At 56.9% G+C, this 20,863-nt stretch carries 18 protein-coding genes and 1 pseudogene; 10 read left to right on the forward strand and 9 right to left on the reverse strand.

Going from position 1 to position 20,863, the window contains the following annotated elements:
* Positions 1–65 precede the first annotated feature (65 nt).
* A complete protein-coding gene (locus ACOYNV_RS05335; RefSeq protein ID WP_422898716.1) occupies positions 66–359 on the forward strand; it encodes a hypothetical protein in 294 nt (97 codons plus the stop codon).
* A 166-nt stretch (positions 360–525) separates the two neighbouring features.
* On the opposite strand, the gene ACOYNV_RS05340 is transcribed toward ACOYNV_RS05335, so the two are convergent.
* The 5 genes from ACOYNV_RS05340 to ACOYNV_RS05360 all read right to left on the reverse strand — a co-directional run bounded on the left by ACOYNV_RS05340 (position 526) and on the right by ACOYNV_RS05360 (position 4,517).
* Entirely contained in the window at positions 526–1,299 is a 774-nt protein-coding gene (locus tag ACOYNV_RS05340; protein ID WP_422898717.1) for a hypothetical protein, read from the reverse strand.
* Positions 1,300–1,330: 31 nt separating this feature from the next.
* Complete coding sequence (locus tag ACOYNV_RS05345; protein WP_422898718.1) at positions 1,331–1,990, reverse strand: TetR/AcrR family transcriptional regulator; 660 nt, start codon at positions 1,988–1,990, stop codon at positions 1,331–1,333.
* 125 nt (positions 1,991–2,115) lie between these two features.
* Positions 2,116–2,394 carry a polyhydroxyalkanoic acid system family protein gene (locus ACOYNV_RS05350; RefSeq protein ID WP_422898719.1) on the reverse strand — a complete coding sequence of 93 codons (279 nt, stop codon included), beginning with the start codon at positions 2,392–2,394 and terminating at the stop codon, positions 2,116–2,118.
* A gap of 18 nt (positions 2,395–2,412) precedes the next feature.
* On the reverse strand, positions 2,413–3,279 hold the full coding sequence (gene rsgA, locus ACOYNV_RS05355) for a ribosome small subunit-dependent GTPase A (protein WP_422898720.1): 867 nt from the start codon (positions 3,277–3,279) through the stop codon (positions 2,413–2,415).
* The gene (locus ACOYNV_RS05360; protein ID WP_422898767.1) at positions 3,276–4,517 is read right to left on the reverse strand and encodes a M48 family metallopeptidase; all 1,242 of its coding nucleotides are present in this window, start codon (positions 4,515–4,517) and stop codon (positions 3,276–3,278) included. The genes rsgA and ACOYNV_RS05360 overlap by 4 nt, the downstream gene beginning before the upstream one ends.
* A 44-nt stretch (positions 4,518–4,561) precedes the next feature.
* Between ACOYNV_RS05360 and orn the strand changes: the two genes are divergently transcribed.
* Complete coding sequence (orn, locus tag ACOYNV_RS05365; RefSeq protein ID WP_422898721.1) at positions 4,562–5,107, forward strand: oligoribonuclease; 546 nt, start codon at positions 4,562–4,564, stop codon at positions 5,105–5,107.
* Between the two features lie 12 nt (positions 5,108–5,119).
* Here the strand turns inward: orn and ACOYNV_RS05370 are convergent, their stop codons facing one another.
* The 4 genes from ACOYNV_RS05370 to trxA form a co-directional block, all read right to left on the reverse strand.
* Positions 5,120–6,826 carry an ArnT family glycosyltransferase gene (locus ACOYNV_RS05370; protein ID WP_422898722.1) on the reverse strand — a complete coding sequence of 569 codons (1,707 nt, stop codon included), beginning with the start codon at positions 6,824–6,826 and terminating at the stop codon, positions 5,120–5,122.
* A 96-nt stretch (positions 6,827–6,922) separates the two neighbouring features.
* On the reverse strand, positions 6,923–7,138 hold the full coding sequence (rpmE, locus tag ACOYNV_RS05375) for a 50S ribosomal protein L31 (protein ID WP_422898723.1): 216 nt from the start codon (positions 7,136–7,138) through the stop codon (positions 6,923–6,925).
* Positions 7,139–7,271: 133 nt separating this feature from the next.
* Positions 7,272–8,528, reverse strand: coding sequence for a transcription termination factor Rho (rho, locus tag ACOYNV_RS05380; RefSeq protein WP_422898724.1), 1,257 nt, complete (start codon positions 8,526–8,528; stop codon positions 7,272–7,274).
* Positions 8,529–8,722: 194 nt separating this feature from the next.
* Positions 8,723–9,049, reverse strand: a complete 327-nt coding sequence (gene trxA / locus ACOYNV_RS05385) for a thioredoxin TrxA (RefSeq protein ID WP_422898725.1) — start codon at positions 9,047–9,049, stop codon at positions 8,723–8,725.
* A 158-nt stretch (positions 9,050–9,207) separates the two neighbouring features.
* Here trxA and fdxA point away from each other — a divergent pair, with 158 nt between their 5' ends.
* The 8 genes and pseudogenes from fdxA (at position 9,208) to ACOYNV_RS05425 (ending at position 20,858) form a co-directional block, all read left to right on the forward strand.
* On the forward strand, positions 9,208–9,531 hold the full coding sequence (gene fdxA, locus ACOYNV_RS05390; protein WP_422898726.1) for a ferredoxin FdxA: 324 nt from the start codon (positions 9,208–9,210) through the stop codon (positions 9,529–9,531).
* A gap of 782 nt (positions 9,532–10,313) precedes the next feature.
* Positions 10,314–12,341: pseudogene (locus ACOYNV_RS05395) on the forward strand (PD-(D/E)XK nuclease family protein).
* Entirely contained in the window at positions 12,334–15,636 is a 3,303-nt protein-coding gene (locus tag ACOYNV_RS05400) for a UvrD-helicase domain-containing protein (protein ID WP_422898727.1), read from the forward strand. Before ACOYNV_RS05395 ends, ACOYNV_RS05400 begins: the two are co-directional and overlap by 8 nt.
* A gap of 144 nt (positions 15,637–15,780) precedes the next feature.
* Entirely contained in the window at positions 15,781–17,457 is a 1,677-nt protein-coding gene (fadD, locus tag ACOYNV_RS05405) for a long-chain-fatty-acid--CoA ligase FadD (protein WP_422898728.1), read from the forward strand.
* Between the two features lie 187 nt (positions 17,458–17,644).
* On the forward strand, positions 17,645–18,031 hold the full coding sequence (gene crcB / locus ACOYNV_RS05410; RefSeq protein ID WP_422898729.1) for a fluoride efflux transporter CrcB: 387 nt from the start codon (positions 17,645–17,647) through the stop codon (positions 18,029–18,031).
* A 31-nt stretch (positions 18,032–18,062) separates the two neighbouring features.
* Entirely contained in the window at positions 18,063–18,416 is a 354-nt protein-coding gene (locus ACOYNV_RS05415; RefSeq protein WP_422898730.1) for a DUF190 domain-containing protein, read from the forward strand.
* Between the two features lie 153 nt (positions 18,417–18,569).
* On the forward strand, positions 18,570–19,964 hold the full coding sequence (gene eno / locus ACOYNV_RS05420; protein WP_422898731.1) for a phosphopyruvate hydratase: 1,395 nt from the start codon (positions 18,570–18,572) through the stop codon (positions 19,962–19,964).
* A 672-nt stretch (positions 19,965–20,636) separates the two neighbouring features.
* The gene (locus ACOYNV_RS05425) at positions 20,637–20,858 is read left to right on the forward strand and encodes a hypothetical protein (RefSeq protein ID WP_422898732.1); all 222 of its coding nucleotides are present in this window, start codon (positions 20,637–20,639) and stop codon (positions 20,856–20,858) included.
* Positions 20,859–20,863: the final 5 nt, after the last annotated feature.

The following is a 20,863-nucleotide window of genomic DNA, read 5'->3' on the forward strand; positions in this document are numbered from 1 at the left end:
TTTAGCCAATAACATAAACATCAGCAAAATTCACGCAGCGCTGCCGAAAGGGCACCTCCAAGCAAATGCATGTATTGAAAGATTACTCGATCGCCCGTTCAAGCACCGCTGACGAAAAAGCCAAAAAAGCGGACAGTGCGGCGCCGGTGGCAGAGGCCACAGCAGTTGCGCCGAAGTCGCCTGGTGCAAAGGAAATCAGCGGAGCGACAGTGTCGTCAATCCCGCCGAAGGCGAAGACGCCGAAACCTGTTGCTCAGAATTGCGAACTGGTTGGCAAGTCGCCTGAAGATCAAGCCTCTACGCTACAGCGCTGCGTAAATATGGTCGATCCGCCCAAGGGAAAGACGGGTTCGCGTTGATCCTAAAAACATCAGTCTATCCACGAAAATCACGAAAGACACGAACAAAAACAACAACTTGATGTGTTTTCTCTATTCACCCTTTGGGTGCCGATCTTCAGCTTATTATCTCATTGATTTTTTTCGTGCTTTTGGTGTTTTTCGTGGACGAACTGCTTTTTCTAGGTTAATCCTCAATCTCGGACCGCGCCGACTCGATGTCCAGCCATTCCATGGCATCTGCAGGTTTGCAGGCGGCCGCTTGCTGATAATAACGTTCGGCATCCTTGATCCTGGCGTTGCCGAACATCATGGCCAGGCCGTTGGCAAATTCGATCATGGCGATTGCCGAGTCCGGATTGAGCTTCAGTGCGGTTTCAAAATGCTCGACCCCGATATGTTTCTTCGCTCCATAAGTGAGGCCGCCGACCAGCGCGCCAACCTTGTCGATTACTTCGGCATGGTAGGTGCCGAGCGCGATATGGGCATCAGCGTGTTTTGGTTCAAGGGCGATCGCTTGCATCAGGCTGTGCTTGATCTTGCCTCCCAGGCCTTCGGTCAGCGCCTTGACCACGGAGATGCTCTGGCTGTAACGACCCAGCGCATAGGCGTGGAGGTACCAGGCGTTGGGGTATTCAGGCATGGCCTTCTGCTGTTCTTCGCAACGTTGCGCGGCTTCGAGAAACAGGCTGCGCTTTCGATTGTCATCCGTCTCAAGATAACTGGCGTAGACGGTCGCTGCCTTGTTGGCTGCCGCGTATCCGGCCATGCCGCAAGCCAGTCCGAGTTCGATTGCCTCGCCGAAGTCGCCGGCATGATAGCTGCGCCAGGCTTCCTGAACTTTGGCATTGTCGGGGAACGGTTCGCAATCACCGCGATGCAGGCGCGCCCAGTTTTTCTTGAGCGCGGCTCCCGTATATGAAAACGATTTCTCGACATAGGGGAATTTTTTCCAGGCCATGTTGTTCTCCTGAATGATCGAAGTTGATGGTTTAGCGCAGGGGTTGTTGCTTCAGATACTCGACAGACAGCCTTTCAAGGAGTGATCGCGATTCGCCGATCAGGAATGGCGAAATCATCGCCATGACCTGATAAACACCACGCCCGATTCGCTCGTTTTCCATTTTTCCGCGCGGGTCGCGAGCATATTCAAAGGATAGCCAGTAGGTGGCGATCACCGCCATATTGGTGCTGAGCGCATGCAACTCATTGTCCGATGCGCGCATGGCGCCGGCTGAGACAAGTCCTTCACAAAGCAGGGTGGCTGTTAGTACCTTGTTTGCGAGGATCTTCTTGAAATGAATTTCGAGTGTTCGGTTGCGTGTCAGCAGATCGTTCAGGTCGCGGTAGAAAAACCGGTACTTCCATATTTGTTCAAACAACAGGTGCAGAAATAGCCAGATGTCGTCGACATCTGGCTGGCGTTTTGTCGGTACGCTGAGTATTGCTTCGATCTCTCGCTCGAAGCCTGAAAATATCGCCTCGACGATCTCGTCTTTATTGTGGAAGTGGTAATACAGATTGCCCGGGCTGATATTCAGGTCGTCGGCGATGACGGTCGTGGTGACGTTGGGCTCGCCGAAATCGTTGAACAGCCGCAGGCCGGCTTCCAGAATGCGCTCGCGTGTTCGTCGCTTTGGTTTGATATCCATAAGCATGCCCGCTGACCGTTTGTTTGTCTTCGGCAACGAGCATAGCACCGCAAACAAGTACTGGAAATGTCGAAAGACTTTTTTGGGAAAGCTTGCAGCAGTCTCAGCAAGTCATGCCGTGCAATTCAGGCCTGAAAGTTTTCATCAAAGAATTTGTGAACTTCACGTTCGATGCTTGGTTTGAGCGGAGCGAGAAAAAATTTCAGGCGGATGCTCAGGACGACCTCCTGCGCATCAAGCGTGAGTTCGCCTGACACACCAGGGCGCTTGAAATGCAACACATCGCCATCCCATGCAAAGTTCAGATCGAACTCTTCCTTGAGTTCGGAGGCCATGTGCTCAGCGGCTGTGCGGGCATCGGATGGTGATTTTCCGTGTTTGCGGCGGATGGTGATGTCGCTCATGAAGAGGTTCCTGTCGGGTCAGCCAACTTCGGTGCAGAGTGAACGGAAAGCCGCGTAGCGGCGTGGATCGATGTCTCCCGACTTGACGGCAGCATGCACCGCGCAATTGGGTTCGCGGTCATGGCAACAATTACGGAAGCGGCATTGGCCAAGCAGTGGCCGGAGTTCCAGAAACCCGTGCTCGATAGCCTTCGGCGAGAGGTGAAGCAGTCCGAACTCCTGCAGGCCGGGCGAATCAATCAGCGCTGAGTTGGCGTCGAGGCGATACAGCGTGGCGTGTGTGGTGGTGTGTTTTCCCGAGTCGAGCGCTTCCGATATTTCGCGCGTCGGGGCATTGGCATCGGGCACCAGCGCGTTGGTCAGAGTGGATTTGCCCATGCCTGACTGACCGACGAGCACACTGGTCTGCCCTGATAAATAGGGGAGCAGCGCATCGGCGTCGGCGTGCGCGGAAAGCCTGAGCACCGTGTAGCCAAGCTTTTCGAACGGCGCCAAGGTCGGGATGGCCGGCGCGACGCGGTCGCTCAGGTCGCATTTGTTGAGAATGATCAGCGCCTTCATGTCCTGGCTTTCCGCTGCAACAATGCAGCGCGTGACAAGTTCGTCGGAAAACGAAGGCTCGGTGGCGACGACAACGATGATTTGTGTCACGTTGGCGGCGATCAGTTTCTGTTTGAAAAGGTTTGAGCGATAGAGCAGCGTACTGCGTGGCGCTACCGAGGAAATTACCCCAACGGCATCACCGCTACGTTGCACGCTGACATGGTCGCCACAGGCCAACTCGCTTTTCTTGCCACGCGGAAAGCAGAGCAGCGTTTCTCCGTCGGCCAGTTCGACACGGTATTGCCGGCCATGCGCGGCGACGATGGTGCCTTCGAAATTCAAATCAGGTGCGCCAGTCGTTCAACTCGAAGTGCAGCAGGAGGGTGTGAATCATAGAACAGCGAGTGCAGCGGGTCGGGCGTCAGGGTTGCGGCATTGTCTTCGTAGAGTTTGACCAGGGCCTTGACCAGATCGTCTGCCGATGCATGCGCGGCTGCGTAGCGGTCAGCCTCGAACTCATGGCGGCGCGAGAGCAGGCTCATCAGTGGTGTCAGCAGGAAGGTAAATACCGGCACGACCAGGAAGAAAAGAATCAGTGCCAGGGCGGTGTTTTGCGTTGTTACTCCGAGTCCGTTAAAGAACCAGTCAGCACTCATCAATTGGCCAAGTGCGGCGAGAAAACCAAGCGATAGGCCAAACAGCAGGACGATGCGCTTGATCACGTGGCGGTGCTTGAAATGGCCGAGTTCATGCGCCAGTACCGCTTCTACCTCTGCCGGTTGCAAACGGTTGAGCAGGGTGTCGAAGAAAACGATGCGCTTGGTCTTGCCGAAGCCGGTGAAGTAGGCGTTGCCATGGTTTGAACGCAGCGAACCGTCCATCACAAACAGTCCTGAAGTAGCAAACCCGCAACGTTGCAGCAGGGATTCGATGCGCGCCTTGAGTGGTGCGTTATCCAGTGGCGTGAATTTGTTGAACAATGGCGCGATCCAGGTCGGGTAGATGAACAGGATCAGCAGATTGAAGGCGCACCAGAATAGCCAGACGTAGAGCCACCACAGACTTCCCATCTGCGCCATCAGCCAGAGAACGGCGAGAAGCACTGGCGTGCCGATGGCGATGCCAAGCGCCGTTTGCTTGAGAAGATCGACGATGAAAAGTTTGAGCGTCATGCGGTTGAAGCCGAATTTCTCTTCGATGACGAATTGCGTATACAACGCCAGCGGAAGATCGATAACGCCGGAGATGAGCATGACGCTGAAAATCAGTGCCATGCCATAACCGAGGCCGGATAACCTTGTGCTCCAGAAATCATGGAGCGCTTGCAGTCCGCCAGCAAAAGTAAAAGCCAGAAGAATGGCAACCTCGATGGTCAGTGTAATGATGCCGAAGCGAGTTCGGGCAACGCTGTAGTCTGCCGCTTTCTGATGAGCGGAAAGCTCGATGCGACCAGAAAACTGATCGGGTACTGCAGCCCGATGAGCCTGAACGTAGGCAACATGACGCCCTGCCAACCACAGGCGAAGGCCAACCATCAGGGAGAGTGCAACGAGAAATGCGAAGGAGAAATTATTGATCATCAAGCTGTGACAGAATACCTGTTTGAAGAGTTCGGACAGATTATATGGCACAGGACGCAAATCATCTCATTTGGCTGGATATGGAAATGACCGGCCTCGATCCCGAGCGCGAGCGCATCATCGAACTGGCGATGATTGTCACCGACAGCAATCTGGTGACTGTCGCCGAATCGCCGGTGTGGGTCGTTCATCAATCCGATGCACAGCTTGACGCGATGGACGAGTGGAACAAGAACACGCATGGTCGTTCCGGATTGATCGCCAAGGTCAAAGCCTCAGCGCTTGATGAATCGGCGGTAGAGGCGGCTGCACTCGCTTTCATGCAGGAGTATGTGGCCAAAGAAGTGAGTCCGATGTGTGGCAATTCGATCGGACAGGATCGCCGCTTCATGGTGCGCTACATGCCGAAACTGGAAGAATGGTTTCACTACCGAAATCTCGACGTCAGCACACTCAAGGAGCTTTGTCGGCGCTGGAAGCCCGACCTTGCCAAGGGATTCGTCAAGAAATCCGATCACACGGCACTGGCCGATATTCGTGAGTCAATTGAAGAGTTGAAATATTACCGCGAGCACTTCATCAGGCTGTGATCAGTGAGCGTGTTAACGGCGTAATGCGCCGTCTTCAGTGCTTTCAACTTGGATCTCGGAACGAGTGGCCGTATTTTTTTTTGTTCCGCGATGGTAAAGAAAGAATTTATCGCTTTCGCGACGATCACTCGGCCGTCTTCCTTCCCATACTTTGTACCATCCAGATGCCGAAATGGAAGCTGGGTCACTTGTTTCGCCATGAATGAGCAGCCAGTAACAAGCTTTGCCGGCGGCGCTACTCAGCGGAACGGTACGAATTCCATCGAAATAATCCAGAGAAGCAAGAATCGAATCTGAAAGATTGGCATTGGCAATGCAGCCACCCTTGGCCGGTAAGGCCTTGGCCAGAGATGCCGAGAGCGGACGGTAGGTCTTGCCGTAGTCGATCCAGGGCATCCAAAGTGCGGCAATGAGTACCCAGAACAGTGTCAGACCAGCCATCCAGTGCATGATGCCGCGCATTGGCGAGCGCGGGCTGGTAACGATCAGCCAGAACCAGATGATCATGGCAGTTATCGAGGAAATAAGGGCAATCAGGCTGAAGTGACCAACGAAGCCAGGTTCCAGTCGAACCGCCTGCCGTGCCAGGCGCTCAGGCCAGCCGAAAACCATGGCATACCAGACGATCCAGACGACGACCGAAAAAATGGTAAAGGTCATCATGCCGAACCAGTCGAAGGCGTTTGCCGCGCCGCGCCGCAAAGAGGCAACGCCGGGCACGGCCAGCAGAACCAGCGGCGGCAGGAGCAGTAATGCTGCAGAGCTTTGTATCTCAAGGCTCATGCCAAGAATAAGCAGTACCGAAAGGAACGAAAAGATTGGAAGTGCGAGTTGTTTGGTTTGGAGAATGCGACGTTTTGACCATAACGCCCATGCTGCCAACGGGAGCGCAGGCCATGCATACCACAGCAACAGGTTCAGGTAACGCAGGATGTTGGACAAGGGTTGGACGGACTTGATCAAAGCCGCCTGTTCGCCCTGCAAAAAGGCTGAAAGATATTGCGGCGATGTCTTTTGCACCGGGACTAACCACAATGCGGAAAGCAGAAAAGCCAAGGTCATGGAAGCGGTCAGAAGCATGGCGCTTCTTTTTCTGTCTTCAGATTGCCACAGGGAAAAAACGGTAACCGGCAACAGAGTCAGAATCGGGAGCAGTCCGTTGGCAAGGAAGCCAAGGGCGACGGCAACGCCAAATATCATGGCCGCAAAGTTAGGGCGGCGTGGCAGCAGTATCAGCGCCCAGTAAGCGGCTGTGTGGGCGGTCAGTGCTGCCAGCATGGGCTGTGCTTCGTGTGCGTGGAACAGGAAGCCGATGCTGCCAGCCAGGATCAATGGCGCAGCGGCGGCGTGGTCGCGGCCATGCAGTTCGCGCCCGGCGAGCAAGATGAACTGAAGCGATAGCAGGGTGAACAGGCCGCTGGCCAGACGCGCGGCGTCATGCAGTGGTAGTAACCACGAAAAGAGGTAGCCGGTTATCGCCGCTGTCCAGTAGTAAAGCGGGGCGTCCGGGTAGGGCTGTCCGGCGAGTTGCGGGATCAGCCAGTGGCCATTGCTGACCATGTCGTAGGCGATCCCGATCGAGATCGCGTCGTCGTGCTTCCACGGGTCATGGCCGATCAGGCCGGTAAAAATGTAGATAATCAGCAAAACGGCCAACACCCAGCCGCTGGGTGGCAGGGCAATGCCCTTGAAGCGCGGATGTTCCGGTAGAAATGGCATGGCCGGGCCGAGGTCGATGGATGTCTGTTGGGCTAAATTAAAAAGGCAGCCATGCGGCTGCCTTTTCGCTGAGTCCGCGGGAACTCGTTGTGTAACTTAGGCCGGCTTGTGCATCGCGCCGTACTTCTTATTGAACTTCTCAACGCGGCCAGCAGTGTCAATGAGCTTCTGTTTGCCGGTATAGAACGGATGGCAGGAAGAACAGACTTCAACGTGAAGCGCTTTCTTCATCGTTGACTGGGTCTTGAACACATTGCCGCATGAGCAGGTGATTTCGACTTCTTTGTAATCTGGGTGGATATTGGATTTCATCTTGAGACATTCCTGTAAGTCAAATCTAGCCGGCTCGATGTAAACGTTGGTTACTTCGGTGCCCGGCTCCGGAAAACGGTAAATTATCCTTGATTCTTTTGCAATTTGCAATCAAGTGGTGGTAGGTGGGTGGTTAGCGACGCATCGAGTCAAAGAATTCACCGTTGTTTTTTGTAGCCTTGATCTTGTCGAGCAGGAATTCCATCGCTTCAAGATCGTCCATGTTGTAGAGCAACTTGCGTAGTATCCACATCTTTTGCAGGACGTCGGGCAGGAGCAGCAGTTCTTCGCGGCGGGTGCCGGAGCGATTGACGTTGATCGCAGGATAGACGCGCTTTTCGGCCATTCGGCGATCAAGGTGGATCTCCAGGTTGCCGGTTCCCTTGAATTCTTCATAGATCACATCATCCATGCGGCTGCCGGTGTCGATCAGTGCGGTGGCGATGATGGTCAGCGAGCCGCCTTCCTCGATGTTGCGTGCTGCACCGAAAAAGCGTTTCGGTTTCTGCAGGGCGTTGGCGTCGACACCGCCGGTCAGTACCTTGCCGGAAGCCGGTTGCACCGTGTTGTAGGCGCGCGCCAGACGGGTGATCGAGTCGAGCAGGATGACCACATCTTTCTTGTGTTCGACCAGGCGCTTGGCTTTTTCGATAACCATTTCGGCGACCTGCACGTGGCGGGTGGCCGGTTCGTCAAAGGTCGAGGCGACCACTTCGCCCTTCACCGAGCGCGTCATTTCGGTCACTTCTTCCGGGCGTTCGTCGATCAGCAGAACGATGACCTTGACGTCGGGGTGATTGGTCGTAATGGCGTGCGCGATGTGCTGCATCATCACCGTTTTGCCGCTTTTCGGGCTGGAAACCAGCAGGCCGCGCTGGCCCTTGCCGATCGGCGCAATGATGTCAATGATGCGACTGGTAGTGTTCTCCTCGCCGCGTATGTCGCGTTCGAGCTTCATGTGCTCGGTAGGGTGAAGCGGTGTCAGATTTTCGAAGAGGATCTTGTTCTTCGAAGCTTCCGGCACCTCACCGTTGATCTTGTCGACCTTGACCAGTGCGAAGTAGCGTTCGCCATCCTTCGGCGTGCGGATTTCGCCCTCTACCGTGTCGCCGGTATGCAGGTTGAAACGACGAATCTGGCTTGGGCTGACGTAGATGTCGTCAGTGCTGGCCAGGTAAGAGGTTTCGGGCGAGCGCAGGAAACCGAAACCATCCGGCAATGTCTCCATGGTGCCATCGCCAAAAATGGTTTCTCCCAATTTGGCTTGATTCTTGAGCAAGGCGAAGATCAGTTCATGCTTGCGAAGTCGATTGGCACCCTCGATGTTATTGGTGACGGCCATATCGAGTAGCTGACTTACATGTAGGGCTTTGAGTTCGGATAGGTGCATGAGCGGGTATGAAGAAATGGGTATGGAGCGTGATGCGCTGGGCGTTGTCGCGAATTAGGCGCGTACGAGGAGGGAGATTTGGGTACTGCGGGATAGTTACGACTGGCGATTAAGCCGGAAAGTTCTGTGCGGACTTTGTTTTTCCTGTTTTCAGGTGCCGCACAGGATGAACCTTCAGGCGAAAGGTATCGACTTTACAGATTCTTGTCAATGAATGCAGTGAGTTGGGACTTGGACAGTGCGCCAACCTTGGTGTCTTCGACATTGCCGTTCTTGAACAGCATCAGCGTGGGAATGCCACGCACACCGTAGCTTGCCGGCGTATTCTGGTTGTCGTCGATATTCAGTTTGGCAACCTTCAGGCGACCGGCGTATTCCTTGGCGATCTCATCGAGAATCGGCGCGATCATCTTGCACGGGCCGCACCATTCTGCCCAGTAATCGACCAGCACGGGTTGTTGCGATTGCAGAACCTCGGCAGCGAAGGTGTTGTCAGTGACGTAATGGATGTGTTCGCTCATCAGAAAGCCTCTTGAGTAATCAGAGATGGGAGGAAAGAATGGATGCCTGAGGAATTGGCGCCTGCAGATTGCAGCTATCCTAGCGAAAAAAAACCTGCATGGGAAGCAGGCAGCAAATAGGATATAGTTTTCCACGTCAACTTTGAAAAGCAGGAAATATGACTTACGTTGTTACCGAGAACTGCATCAAGTGCAAATATACGGACTGTGTCGATGTCTGCCCCGTCGACTGCTTTCACGAAGGCCCCAATTTTCTGGTAATCGACCCGGATGAGTGCATCGATTGCACGCTTTGCGTCGCCGAATGCCCGGCGGAAGCGATCTTTGCCGAGGACGATGTGCCGGACGATCAGCGTCAGTTCATCGCGCTGAATGCCGAGATTGCCAAGGTCTGGCCGGTGATTACCGAACGTCGGGAGCCTCTGTCCGACGCCGACGAGTGGAACGGCAAGCCGGGCAAACTCGATCACCTCGAACGCTGATTCAGTTTTCTTGAATTTTACTTTTGCCAATGCAGCGCACGGCTGACGGGATTGATTCGACGGCCTTGCCGGCGGGCGAGGGCTTTCTCGATGCACTCGCTGTTGCCATGCTCGAGCGTTGCTCCATTGCCGTTGGAATGGGTGACCTGTCGTCCGTGCTCGTGCTTGTACCCACCTTGCCGCTTGCCGCCGAGTTACGTTCCGCCATGCTGCGCGTGGCGCCTCGTCCGTTGTTGTTGCCACGCTTTGATACGCTGACCCACTGGGTAGAGTCTGCGCCCATCGCCGGGCTTCCAGAAGCGCTGCCGGACAGTCAACGACTCGTGCTGCTGCATGAGGCTTTGCGCGAGCGCGGCTGGTTCGACGAGGTGGCACTGTGGGGCATCGCGTCGGAGATGGCGGGATTGTTTGATGAATTGACGGCCGCTGCCGTCACCTTGTCCGATGACGAAGCGATACTGGCCGCACAGCTAGAACATGCCTACGCGTTGCGGGCTTCGGTTCCGCTGGCCTTCGAGGCGCGCGTCGTGCATGAACTATGGCGTGCACTGGCGGCTGCGGGAAGTCCCGATTTGTCAGTGGTCTTCCGGTTTCGTCTGGCCGCCCTGGCCAAGCTGGCTGAGCAAGGCGATGCGGCTTCGCCCCCGCTTCTGGTGCTGCTCGATGCTTCGCCGGAAGAATCGCTTGAACCTGCCGAACTCGATTTTCTGATGCGCTACGGGCGATCACAAGCCTTGTCGATGTTCCATCCGGCGCCACGCGCTGCATGTGCCTCGCCATTGATGGCGACCCTTGCCGCTGCCTGGCCAGAATCACCCGCCTTCCCCTTGTTTGAACGCGCCGTCGATCTGGCGGGAAAACAACCGGAAAGCCCGCTGGCCAGACGTTTGCAACTTGTTGCGGCCAGTGGCCGGGAGCAGGAGGCGCAGGCGACCGTGGCGCAGATCGGCCAGTGGCTGGGTGCCGGATTGCGCCGTATCGTACTGATTACACAGGATCGTCTGACAGCACGGCGCGTCCGGGCGCTGCTCGAACGCGAGGGCGTTCTGGTCAGTGATGAAACCGGCTGGAAGCTGTCCACCTCGCGTTCAGCAGCGGCTGTCGACGCGCTCATCGAAACGGCGGCTGGCGGAGCCTATTACCGTGATCTGCTTGACCTGTGCAAATCGCCCTATGTATTTTCCGATTGCGACGAAAGCGCGCGCAAGGCAGCGGTATTCATGCTTGAATCGGCGCTTCGTGCGGCCTCGGTCAAAGCCGGGTTACCCCGCATCCGGCGCTGCCTGCTTGAATTTGATGACGAGCACGGCGAATCGAAAAGCCTGGGGCTGATGCTGCTTGACCGCATCGAGGCGGCAACGACGCTGTTGCGCTCACGGCCAGCACCGCTGGGGCGCTGGATCAACCGCCTGCACAAGGCACTCGAAGCGCTGGGCGCGCTCGATCCGCTGCAAGGCGATGCGGCAGGCAAGGTGCTGCTTGATCTGCTCGAATTGCGCCGCGTTGAACTGGACGGCAGTACGGCGTTGTTCACCTTTTCTGCCTGGCGTGATTGGCTCAACCGCGAACTGGAGTCGGCCAATTTTCGCGATGGCGGAATCAGCAGTCCGATCGTTCTCACGCCGCTTAATGCTGTGTGTCTGCGCCCCTTCGAGGCCGCGCTGCTGCTTGGCGGCGATGCGCGCCTATTGGCGCCGGCCAGCGATGGCGAGTTCTTCAATCAGTCCGTGCGTCGGGAGCTCGGTTTGCGTACGCGCGAGGACGCCGAGCGTGAATTGCGCCGCGATCTCGAATTGCTGCTGGCGACGGTACCGCGCGTTACCGTGACCTGGCAGTCCGAACAGGACGGCGAAGCCAATCTGCTGGCGCCCGAATTCGCGCTGCTCTCGACCCTGCATCAACTGGCATGGCAGGACGACCTGCTAAGGCGGCCATTGCCGAAGCGTGGGGAAGCCATGCCGGAGAGCGATACAGCGCCGCAGGCAACCCTGTCTGCGGCGCCGGTCGCTCCATCCAGGCTCATTCCTCGCCGCGTTTCAGTGAGCGGCTATGTCAGTCTCGTCGCTTGTCCTTATCGCTTCTTCGCACGCCATGTGCTCGGGCTTGGCGAGATGGACGAGGTCAGCGAGGAAATGGGCAAGAGTGATTTCGGCGCGCTTGTCCATCGTGTGCTGGAACGCTTCCACGCGCGCCATCCGGTCATCTCGGAACTTGCTGAGGACAAGGCGCTGTCTGCCTTGCAGGACGTTGTTGCCGAAGTTTTTGCACCGGCCATCGAGGATAATTTTCTGGCGACGGGCTGGCGTCTGCGCTGGGAGAAAAGACTGGCATCCTATCTAGCCTAGCAGCGGGAGGTCGAGGCGCCGGGCTGGCGTTGGGCGCAGGCCGAAACGCGCGTCAGCCGTGTGTTGGCGCTGGAAGGGGGCGGAGAGGTCGAGCTTTACGGCCGCATCGACCGCATCGACCGCATCGACGAGAAACAGGGTGGTGCGTCGCTGCTTGACTACAAGACGCAGACGGCCAAGGTGATCAGGGATCGGCTGAAGGACGATGTGCAGTTGCCCGCCTACGCGCTATTGCACGGCGACGCCACGCAAGCCGCCTATGTGGCGCTTGACGATGAACGGATCTTGGCGGTGGCAACGGGTGCAGAGAGTGGCGCTTTGATGGACGACGCCGAGGCTCAGGGGCAGCGTCTATGCGCTGCTTTCAGCGCCATGCTTGGCGGAGCGAAGTTGCCGGCGCACGGTGTTGGAAGCGTCTGCGAGTGGTGCGAGATGAGCGGTTTGTGCCGGAGGGATTATGTCTGATATTTCGGATACTTCTTCTTCCCTGATCCTGCGCGCCCTCGACCCTTCGCGCAGTGTTGTCGTCGAAGCCTGTGCCGGGAGCGGAAAAACCTGGCTGCTGGCGTCGCGCATAGTGCGTCTGCTGCTGGCTGGCGTTGCGCCCGGTGAAATTCTGGCCATCACCTTTACGCGCAAGGCGGCGCGCGAGATCGAGGAGCGCGTCGTCGACTGGTTGCATTTGCTGGCCACCGGCAGCGAAACGCAGATCACCGGCTTTCTTGCCGAGCGCGGCGTGGTCGCGAATAAAGAGGTGCTGTGCACGGCACGCGGCCTGTATGAACGAGTTCTCGCCGCGCAGCCGGGTCTGGCGGTCAATACCTTTCACGGCTGGTTTTTGCAACTGGTCGCGGCCGCGCCACTGTCTGCCAATCTGGCGGGCTCAACGCTGGTCGAATCCGATTCGCGGCTATTCGACGAGCTCTGGCAGTCCTTCGCCGCAAGCTTGCAGAAGGCGCCGGACAGTGCATTGACGCAGGGCTTTGTCCGCCTGCTGGCCGAGGTCGGGCTCGATTCGACGCGGCGTCTGATTCGTCGTGCGCTGAATCGGCGTAGCGAGTGGCTGGCCTTCGGCGAAGATTCGCCCGATACCGCAGAAAAAGTCATCGCCACCTTGAGCGAGCTACTGGGCGTCACCCAGATTGGCCGGGCGCTGACCGATTTCTTTTCCGGTGATTGGTCGTCCGATTTTCAGGCCTACCTCGGCTTGCTCGAAATGAGCGAACTCAAGGGCGATCAGGCGATGGTGCAGGTTCTGTGCGCCGCGCTCGTCGAGCCCCGACAATCCGTTTGCTTCGAGTTGTTGCGTTCTGTACTGCTGACCAAAGAGAACACGCTGCGCCAGCGCAAGCCGGGCAAGGCGGCCGACAAGCGCTTCGGCGTCGATGGTGCGCTGCGCTTCCTCGATCTGCATGGCCAGTTGGGCGAGACCCTGTCGGACTATGTGGCGTGGCAGCTCGAAGAGCGGATCGTTGCCTTCAATCAGGATGCCTGCACTGTGTTCCAGGCATTTCTCGCCCATGTGGTCGAGTTCAAGAAGGCGCGGCGGCAGATCGATTTTGTCGATGCCGAGTGGAACGTGCTCAAGCTGTTGCGCGACGAGGACACGGCCGCTTTCCTGCAAGCCCGTCTGGATGCGCGTTTCAGCCATGTGCTGCTGGACGAGTTTCAGGACACCAATCCCCTGCAGTGGCAGATATTGCTGGCCTGGCTTGCCGCCTATTCGGATGCGTCGCGCCCCGGTGTCTTTCTGGTCGGCGACCCCAAGCAGTCGATCTATCGCTTCCGTCGCGCCGAGCCCAGATTGTTCTCGGTGGCGACCGATTTCCTGGTGCGCGAGTTCGGCGCGCTTCGCCTCGAACAGGATGCCACGCGACGCAATGCACAACCGATTGTCGACGTGATCAATGCGCTTTTTCTAGACGTGGCGGAGTTCGCCCCTTTCCGCGAGCAGACTTCATTCGCCGGTTCGCTGCCGGGGCGAGTCGAACTGCTGCCGCTGTGCGGCAAGGCCGAAGTCGATGAGGTTGATGTTGTTGCCCCGGAGCGGGAAGGTTTGCGCGATCCGCTGATCGAGCCAGATATTGAGCCGGAGGACTTGCGCCTTCGCCAGGAGGCGGCGGGACTGGCAGCGAAGATAGGTGAAATGGTTGGAAAATCCGGCAACGCCTGGCAGATCGAAGAAAAAGCGGCTGGCGGGCAACCGGGTCAGCGTCCGTTGCGTTACGGCGACATCATGTTGCTGGTGCGCTCGCGAACCAACCTGGCCTGCTACGAGCGCGCCCTGATCGCCGCCAATATTCCCTTTGCTGCCGGATCGCGCGGCGGTTTGCTGTCGGCGCTGGAAGTGCGCGACAGCGTGGCGCTCCTTGAATTCCTGGTGATGCCGGTGGCCGACCTGAAGCTCGCCCATACCCTGCGTTCGCCTGTCTTTGCCTGCAGCGATGGCGACCTGATGCAACTGGCGGCGCGTCAGGAACCCTCGTGGTGGCAGCGTCTGGTGGCGCTGGCCGCCGAGGGCAGCGCATCGCCTTGTCTGGCGCGTGCATCTCGACTGCTCGGCGAGTGGTTGCAAGCCGCCGATCGGCTACCAGCGCACGATCTGCTCGACCGCATCTTTCATCAGGGCGAGGTGCTTGCGCGTTACCGCCTGGCCGTGCCGCCAGCCGCCAGTGCGAGTGTCGAAGCCAATCTGCAAGCCCTGCTGCTGCTCGCGCTTGATCTCGACGGCGGGCGCTATCCGAGTCTGCCGCGCTTCATCGACGAACTGCGTGACCTGCGCGATGCCGATGTCAACGACGCGCCGGATGAGGGCGTGATCGAAGCGCAGAGCGCCGATGCCGGCCGCGTGCGGATTCTTACCATCCACGGGGCCAAGGGCCTGGAAGCGCCCATCGTCTGGCTGCTCGGCGCCAATGCTCCAGCGCGCGGGCAGGAAGCCTGGGACGTGCTGGTCGATTGGCCGCCGGAAGCGCCAGCGCCAAGGCATTTTTCGTTCTATGGCCGCAAGGAGGATCACGGCGCGGCGCGCCAGCCACTGTTCGACGCCGAGAGTGTCGCCGCCCAGCGCGAGGAACTGAATCTGCTCTACGTCGCCATGACCCGTGCGCGACAGGTCTTTTTTGCCAGCGGCATCGAGAATGCCAAGGCGCGCGACGGGACGCCGTACCGTCTGCTCGAAGCTGCGCTGGAAAAGCTGGGTGGGGAATTGGTTTATGGCGATGATCTGCCGCAACTCGGCATGGCACCGTTTGACACACCTTCGCACACGGACTCTGCCGTGTGCCCGCCATTGCCGCCAGTCGGCGAGCGCCGCCACGTTCCGGATGCCGCTGAGCGGTTCGGCCTGCTGCTCCATGCCCTGCTCGAACGGCGCACCGGCGGGCCGGTGACTGATGGCTGGTGGAAGGCGCTGGGCTTTGACGAGAGTGAATACCAGCGCGCACTGCCCGTAGCCGAACGGTTGCTTGCTGACGGTGCGTTACAGCGCTTTTTTGACCCGGCGCAGTATCGCCGGGCATGGAACGAAATCGAGCTGACCGCCGGCGATGGTCAGTTGCATCGTATCGACCGCCTCGTTGAGCTGGATTCCACGTTCTGGGTACTCGATTACAAGAGTTCGGGAAGCGACAGTGTTCGCCTTGATGACTACCGGGCGCAGGTTGCTGCTTATTGCCGGGCGGTGGCGGGGGTTTTCCCTGGAATGCCGGTGCGTGGGGCGCTGATTTTTTCCGATGCCTCCTTGCTCGAAGTGTGCTGACCTGCTCAGGATTGCATTTCCTCCATTAACACGTCGTATTGAGCAGGATCAGAATCGTTTTCTGGCATGGAGGCCAATGTGTGAATACAATGAAAAGAGTTAGTGCCGCTGCGTATTTCATTACGTCATATCGGAGGATAACAAGTGGACAAGATCTGGCTGCAGAGTTATCAGAAGGGCGTTCCTGCCGAGATCGATCTGGGCGAGTTCCAGTCGCTTGGCGAGATGTTTGCGAAGAGCGTTGCGCTGTATCGCGAGCGCATCGCCTATATCAACATGGGAGCGCAGATTACCTACGGCGAGCTTGACAAGCTGTCGCGCGATTTTGCGGCTTACCTGCAGTCGGATCTCAAGTTGCCGAAGGGTTCGCGTGTTGCGATCATGCTGCCGAACGTCCTGCAGTATCCGATCTGCATGTTTGGCGCTTTGCGTGCCGGTTATACGGTAGTGAACTGCAACCCGCTTTACACGCCGCGTGAACTTGAGCATCAGCTCAAGGATTCGGGTTCTGAAACGATCATCATCCTGGAGAATTTTGCGCATACGCTGGAAAAGGTGATCGACAGGACGTCGGTGAAGAATGTGGTGATTGCGCGTCTTGGCGACATGCTGGGATTCCCGAAGGGCAGTGTCGTCAATTTCGTCGTCAAGTACGTCAAGAAAATGGTTCCGGCATGGAAGCTGCCACACTCCATTGGCTTTGGCAAGGCGCTGTCAAAAGGGGCTGGCAGCAATTTCAATCCGGTCGCGGTGACGCAAGACGATCTCGCCTTTCTGCAATACACGGGCGGTACTACGGGCCCATCCAAGGGCGCGATGCTGACGCACCGGAATATTCTGGCCAACCTGGCGCAGGCCTATGCCTGGATCAAACCAGAAATTATTGAGGGTGGCGAGCTTATTGTTACCGCATTACCTCTTTACCATATCTTCGCATTGACGGCGAACTGCTTTGCCTTCATCCGGATCGGTGCCAGCAATCTGCTGATTACCAATCCGCGTGACATACCTGCCTTTGTTGCCGAACTTGAAAAATATCCCTTTACCGTAATTACCGGGGTCAATACCCTGTTCAATGCGCTGCTCAACAATGAAGATTTCATTGCGCTCGATTTCAGCAAAATGAAGGTGTCCCTGGGCGGCGGCATGTCCGTGCAAAAGGCCGTAGCCGAGAAATGGAAGCGCGTTACTGGCAAGCCATTGATCGAAGCTTACGGGCTGACCGAAACTTCTCCGGCGGCGACCATGAACCCGCTCAATATAACCGAGTTTACCGGATCGATCGGCCTGCCGATTTCATCGACCGAAGTGGTGATTCGCGATGACAGCGGTGGTGATGTTGCGCTTGGCGAACGCGGAGAGATTTGTATTCGCGGTCCACAAGTGATGAAGGGTTATTACAACCGCCCGGAAGAAACGGCCAATATATTCATGCCCGATGGTTTCCTGCGCACCGGTGATGTCGCGGTGATGGACAGCAAGGGTTACGTGCATATCGTCGACCGCAAGAAGGACATGATTCTGGTCTCCGGTTTCAACGTTTATCCGAATGAAGTCGAGGAAGTCGTGGCCATGCACACCGGGGTTCTCGAGGTCGCCGCAGTGGGTGTGCCGGACGAAAAGTCGGGCGAGGCGGTGAAGATATTTGTCGTCAAGAAGGATCCGTCAATGACGGCGGCGCAACTGATCGCGCACTGTCGCGAACATCTCACCGGTTACAAGGTGCCGAGCTACGTGGAATTCCGGACCGATTTGCCAAAGACCAACGTCGGCAAGATACTGCGTCGTGAGTTGCGCAACGCGGCGTCGAACAAAGTCTGAATCGGACATTCGGGTGAGGGTGCTGTCTGTATTTTGGGCGGCGTCCTCAAGCATCCGTTTGTAAAGGGTTTTGTCTTTCAGCACACAACAAGTTAACAGGCTTACCCACAGCTTCTGTGGGTAAGTTGATATCTGCACTTCCTTCGGTGCAATTCGAAAGTAGTCTGGACGGATTCAGGACGGGGATATGTTGAAATCGATTCTGGCAATTTCTTCAGGTGCTGCGCTTGGCGCCTTGTTGCGCTGGCAACTCGGCACCAAGCTCAACGACCTTTTTCCGACAATTCCACCCGGCACGCTGGCTGCCAACCTGATTGGCGCTTATGTGGTGGGACTGGGTATCGCATTCTTTGCCACCTTTTCGGCGATCTCGCCGGAATGGCGCTTGCTGGTCATCACCGGCTTCTGCGGCGGACTGACCACGTTTTCGACTTTCTCCGCCGAGATCACCTCGCTGCTTCAGCAGGGGCGAATCTCCTGGGCGCTTGGTGCTGTTGTGGCGCATGTCGTCGGCTCGGTGGTGATGACATTCGCGGGCATCGGTACGGTCTACCTGCTCAGGAATTCAACCTGATGCAGCATTCAATCAAGTAACGGGAGCAGACATGGAAGGTAGCTTTCTCAGATTCTACGTTGAGGAAAAGCAGAGTCATCACGGAGTTCTGCTGTGGGAGTGGCTACTCGAAAAAGCCAACAAACTGGGTGTGCGCGGTGGCTCCGCGTTTCGCTCAATCGGAGGCTTCGGGCGACACCATGCCTTGCATGAGGATCGCTTTTTTGAGTTGGCTGGCAGCATCGGCATCGAGGTGGAGTTCGTTGTCAATGATGTAGAAACTAAGCAACTGTTTGCGCTTCTTCATCAGGAAAAAATCCGGATTTTTTATGCTCGCATACCGGCGCATTTTGGCATCATCAATCCGGATGTCGATGATCCCTTCAGCATGGCGGCTGATGAATAGCGGGTAAGGTAATTGGCGGATCGCGGCATTTTCGGCAATCATTCGCGACCCGTTCGCTTCGCCACTGGCAAATCGAGTGGCATTTCGTTGTATAGTCATGTTTCCGTCGGTGGCACACAGTTTTTTTATCAACATCAACAATGGAGTACAAAAATGGCCAAGGTCGTAAAAGCTGCACCCCCCAAGAAAGCCGCTCCCGCTAAAAAAGCTGCGCCAGCCGAGAAGGTAGCGCCAGCCAAATTCGTCAAGATCGCCAAAGTTATCGGTCGCCAGATTCTCGACTCGCGCGGCAACCCCACCGTTGAAGTCGATATCACGCTCGATAATGGTTTCATGGCGCGTTCCGCTGTTCCGTCTGGCGCTTCCACAGGCGAATTCGAAGCCTGCGAACTGCGCGATGGCAACAAGAAAGTCTACCTTGGCAAGGGCGTACTCAAGGCCGTTGAAGCCGTCAATGGCCCGATCGCCAAACTGCTCAAGGGCAAGAACCCGCTCAACCAGCGCGAACTGGACGATGCGATGATCGCGCTCGACGGAACGCCCAACAAGTCCAAACTCGGCGCCAACGCGCTGCTCGGTGCGTCGATGGCCATCACCCTGTGCGGTGCGAACGTCAGCAAGATGCCGCTGTGGAAGTATATCGGCAAGATCCACAAGAACAAGGAATTCGTCATACCAACGCCGATGGCCAACATCATCAACGGCGGCAAGCATGCCGACAACCTGATCGACTTCCAGGAATTCATGATCATGCCGGTAGGCGCCAAGACCTACTCCGAAGGCCTGCGCTGGATCACCGAAATTTTCCATGCCCTGAAGAGCATCCTGAAGAAGGCCGGGAAGGTTACGGCGGTCGGTGACGAAGGTGGTTTCGCGCCGGACATGACCAACGATGAAGCGCTCGAAGTCGTCATGCAGGCAATCGAAGCCGCCGGTTACAAGCCAGACAAGCAGATCGGCATCGCGCTCGATTGCGCATCGTCCGAACTGTTCGACGAAGGCGGCCGCAAGGGCTACAAGTTCTGGAAGTCCAACCCCGACAAGCTGTTCACCGCCGACGAAATGATCGCCATCTACGCCGATTGGTGCAGCAAGTACCCGATCGTTTCGATCGAGGACGGTCTCGACCAGAGCGATTGGGACGGTTACGTCAAATTCACCGAAGCACTCGGCTCCAAAGTGCAGATCGTCGGTGACGATTTCTTCGTGACCAACCCGGTCCGCCTGAAGAAGGGCATCGACATGGGCGCCTGCAATGCCATCCTGATCAAGGTCAACCAGATCGGCACTGTGACCGAAACGCTGGATGCCATCAAGATGGCGCAGAAGGCCGGCTACGGCGTAATTTCCTCGCACCGCTCGGGTGAGACGGAAGACTCCTTCATCGCCGACCTGGCCGTGGGTACCGGTGCTGGTCAGATCAAGACCGGCTCGCTCTCGCGTACCGACCGCATCTGCAAGTACAACCAGTTGATCCGCATCGAAGAGCAACTCGCTGACAAGGCCATCTACAAGGGTCTGAAGTCGATCAAGGGCGCCGGCTACTAATCCAGTCCAGCCTCTTCCACTTCTATAAAAGGCATCGCTTTGGCGGTGCTTTTTTTCGAGTTGATTTCCTGGATGTTCCATTTCGCTGATTGTTGCCACACACCTCCGTTGCGACGAACAAAGCCAGATGTTTGGGCATTGGAAAATTATCGGACTTTGCTGACCGTCGTTGGGGAATCTTTGTGGATGTTGAGTGGTAGCTATGTGGGCGCGCAAACCAAGCTGGCGCTTTCGGCCCTTTGCCGACGCAGAGGAAAATTGGAAGCCGACATTCGCCGAGGTGGCAGAGCCTCCAATTGTGTTTGTGTGGGTACGAGTTGTTTGTCTCATGATTCTTTAAACGGCTATGTGCAATACTTGGTTGGAAGCGCCAAATTTTTTAGCCGGGGTTTTTTACCGTCAACAAATTTGCGCATGGTTGGAATCTAGGGGCAAATGGATTCGATCACTTTGGGTGCTGTGGTTGGAAATTGCCGAAATGCGCTAACAGTTATACATCTGGAATTGCTACATCACCGGCAGAAAACGACCCATGGCGGAAGTGGCTCGGTTGAAAAAGCGGACGTGCAACGTAGAGCTAACCGGTGCTGCGCGGCTTTATCGCGCAGCGTCCAGCGACTGAAAAGAGCGAGGTTGAGCGCCGGGTTAGGTGAACGTCATGAAGTGTCCTGATTGGCGCTGATCTTCAGCCAACGGCTGCCGGGCAAGACCCCATACAACATTCCCGACCGCCGAAGGATTCGGCATTTTTTTGGGGTTGTTGCCTGGGATCTGCTTGCTGACGGACACCTGGAAATCATCCGCGCCGCGCTAATTGCAGGCGCTTGCTCGCTCGCCTGGATTGGCTTGCGCTGCTGGAAAAACAAAACGCGAAGCAAGCATCCCATGCGCTAACCGGC

The organism is Propionivibrio sp. (assembly GCF_049316945.1).
Lineage (GTDB): Bacteria > Pseudomonadota > Gammaproteobacteria > Burkholderiales > Rhodocyclaceae > Propionivibrio.

Bases quoted from the DNA above. Each gene is read 5' to 3' on its own strand.
- ACOYNV_RS05335 (WP_422898716.1), top strand. From the start codon at position 66: ATGCATGTATTGAAAGATTACTCGATCGCCCGTTCAAGCACCGCTGAC.
- ACOYNV_RS05340 (WP_422898717.1), bottom strand. From the start codon at position 1,299: ATGGCCTGGAAAAAATTCCCCTATGTCGAGAAATCGTTTTCATATACG.
- ACOYNV_RS05345 (WP_422898718.1), bottom strand. From the start codon at position 1,990: ATGGATATCAAACCAAAGCGACGAACACGCGAGCGCATTCTGGAAGCC.
- ACOYNV_RS05350 (WP_422898719.1), bottom strand. From the start codon at position 2,394: ATGAGCGACATCACCATCCGCCGCAAACACGGAAAATCACCATCCGAT.
- ACOYNV_RS05360 (WP_422898767.1), bottom strand. From the start codon at position 4,517: ATGATCAATAATTTCTCCTTCGCATTTCTCGTTGCACTCTCCCTGATG.
- orn (WP_422898721.1), top strand. From the start codon at position 4,562: ATGGCACAGGACGCAAATCATCTCATTTGGCTGGATATGGAAATGACC.
- ACOYNV_RS05370 (WP_422898722.1), bottom strand. From the start codon at position 6,826: ATGCCATTTCTACCGGAACATCCGCGCTTCAAGGGCATTGCCCTGCCA.
- rpmE (WP_422898723.1), bottom strand. From the start codon at position 7,138: ATGAAATCCAATATCCACCCAGATTACAAAGAAGTCGAAATCACCTGC.
- rho (WP_422898724.1), bottom strand. From the start codon at position 8,528: ATGCACCTATCCGAACTCAAAGCCCTACATGTAAGTCAGCTACTCGAT.
- trxA (WP_422898725.1), bottom strand. From the start codon at position 9,049: ATGAGCGAACACATCCATTACGTCACTGACAACACCTTCGCTGCCGAG.
- fdxA (WP_422898726.1), top strand. From the start codon at position 9,208: ATGACTTACGTTGTTACCGAGAACTGCATCAAGTGCAAATATACGGAC.
- ACOYNV_RS05400 (WP_422898727.1), top strand. From the start codon at position 12,334: ATGTCTGATATTTCGGATACTTCTTCTTCCCTGATCCTGCGCGCCCTC.
- crcB (WP_422898729.1), top strand. From the start codon at position 17,645: ATGTTGAAATCGATTCTGGCAATTTCTTCAGGTGCTGCGCTTGGCGCC.
- ACOYNV_RS05415 (WP_422898730.1), top strand. From the start codon at position 18,063: ATGGAAGGTAGCTTTCTCAGATTCTACGTTGAGGAAAAGCAGAGTCAT.
- eno (WP_422898731.1), top strand. From the start codon at position 18,570: ATGGCCAAGGTCGTAAAAGCTGCACCCCCCAAGAAAGCCGCTCCCGCT.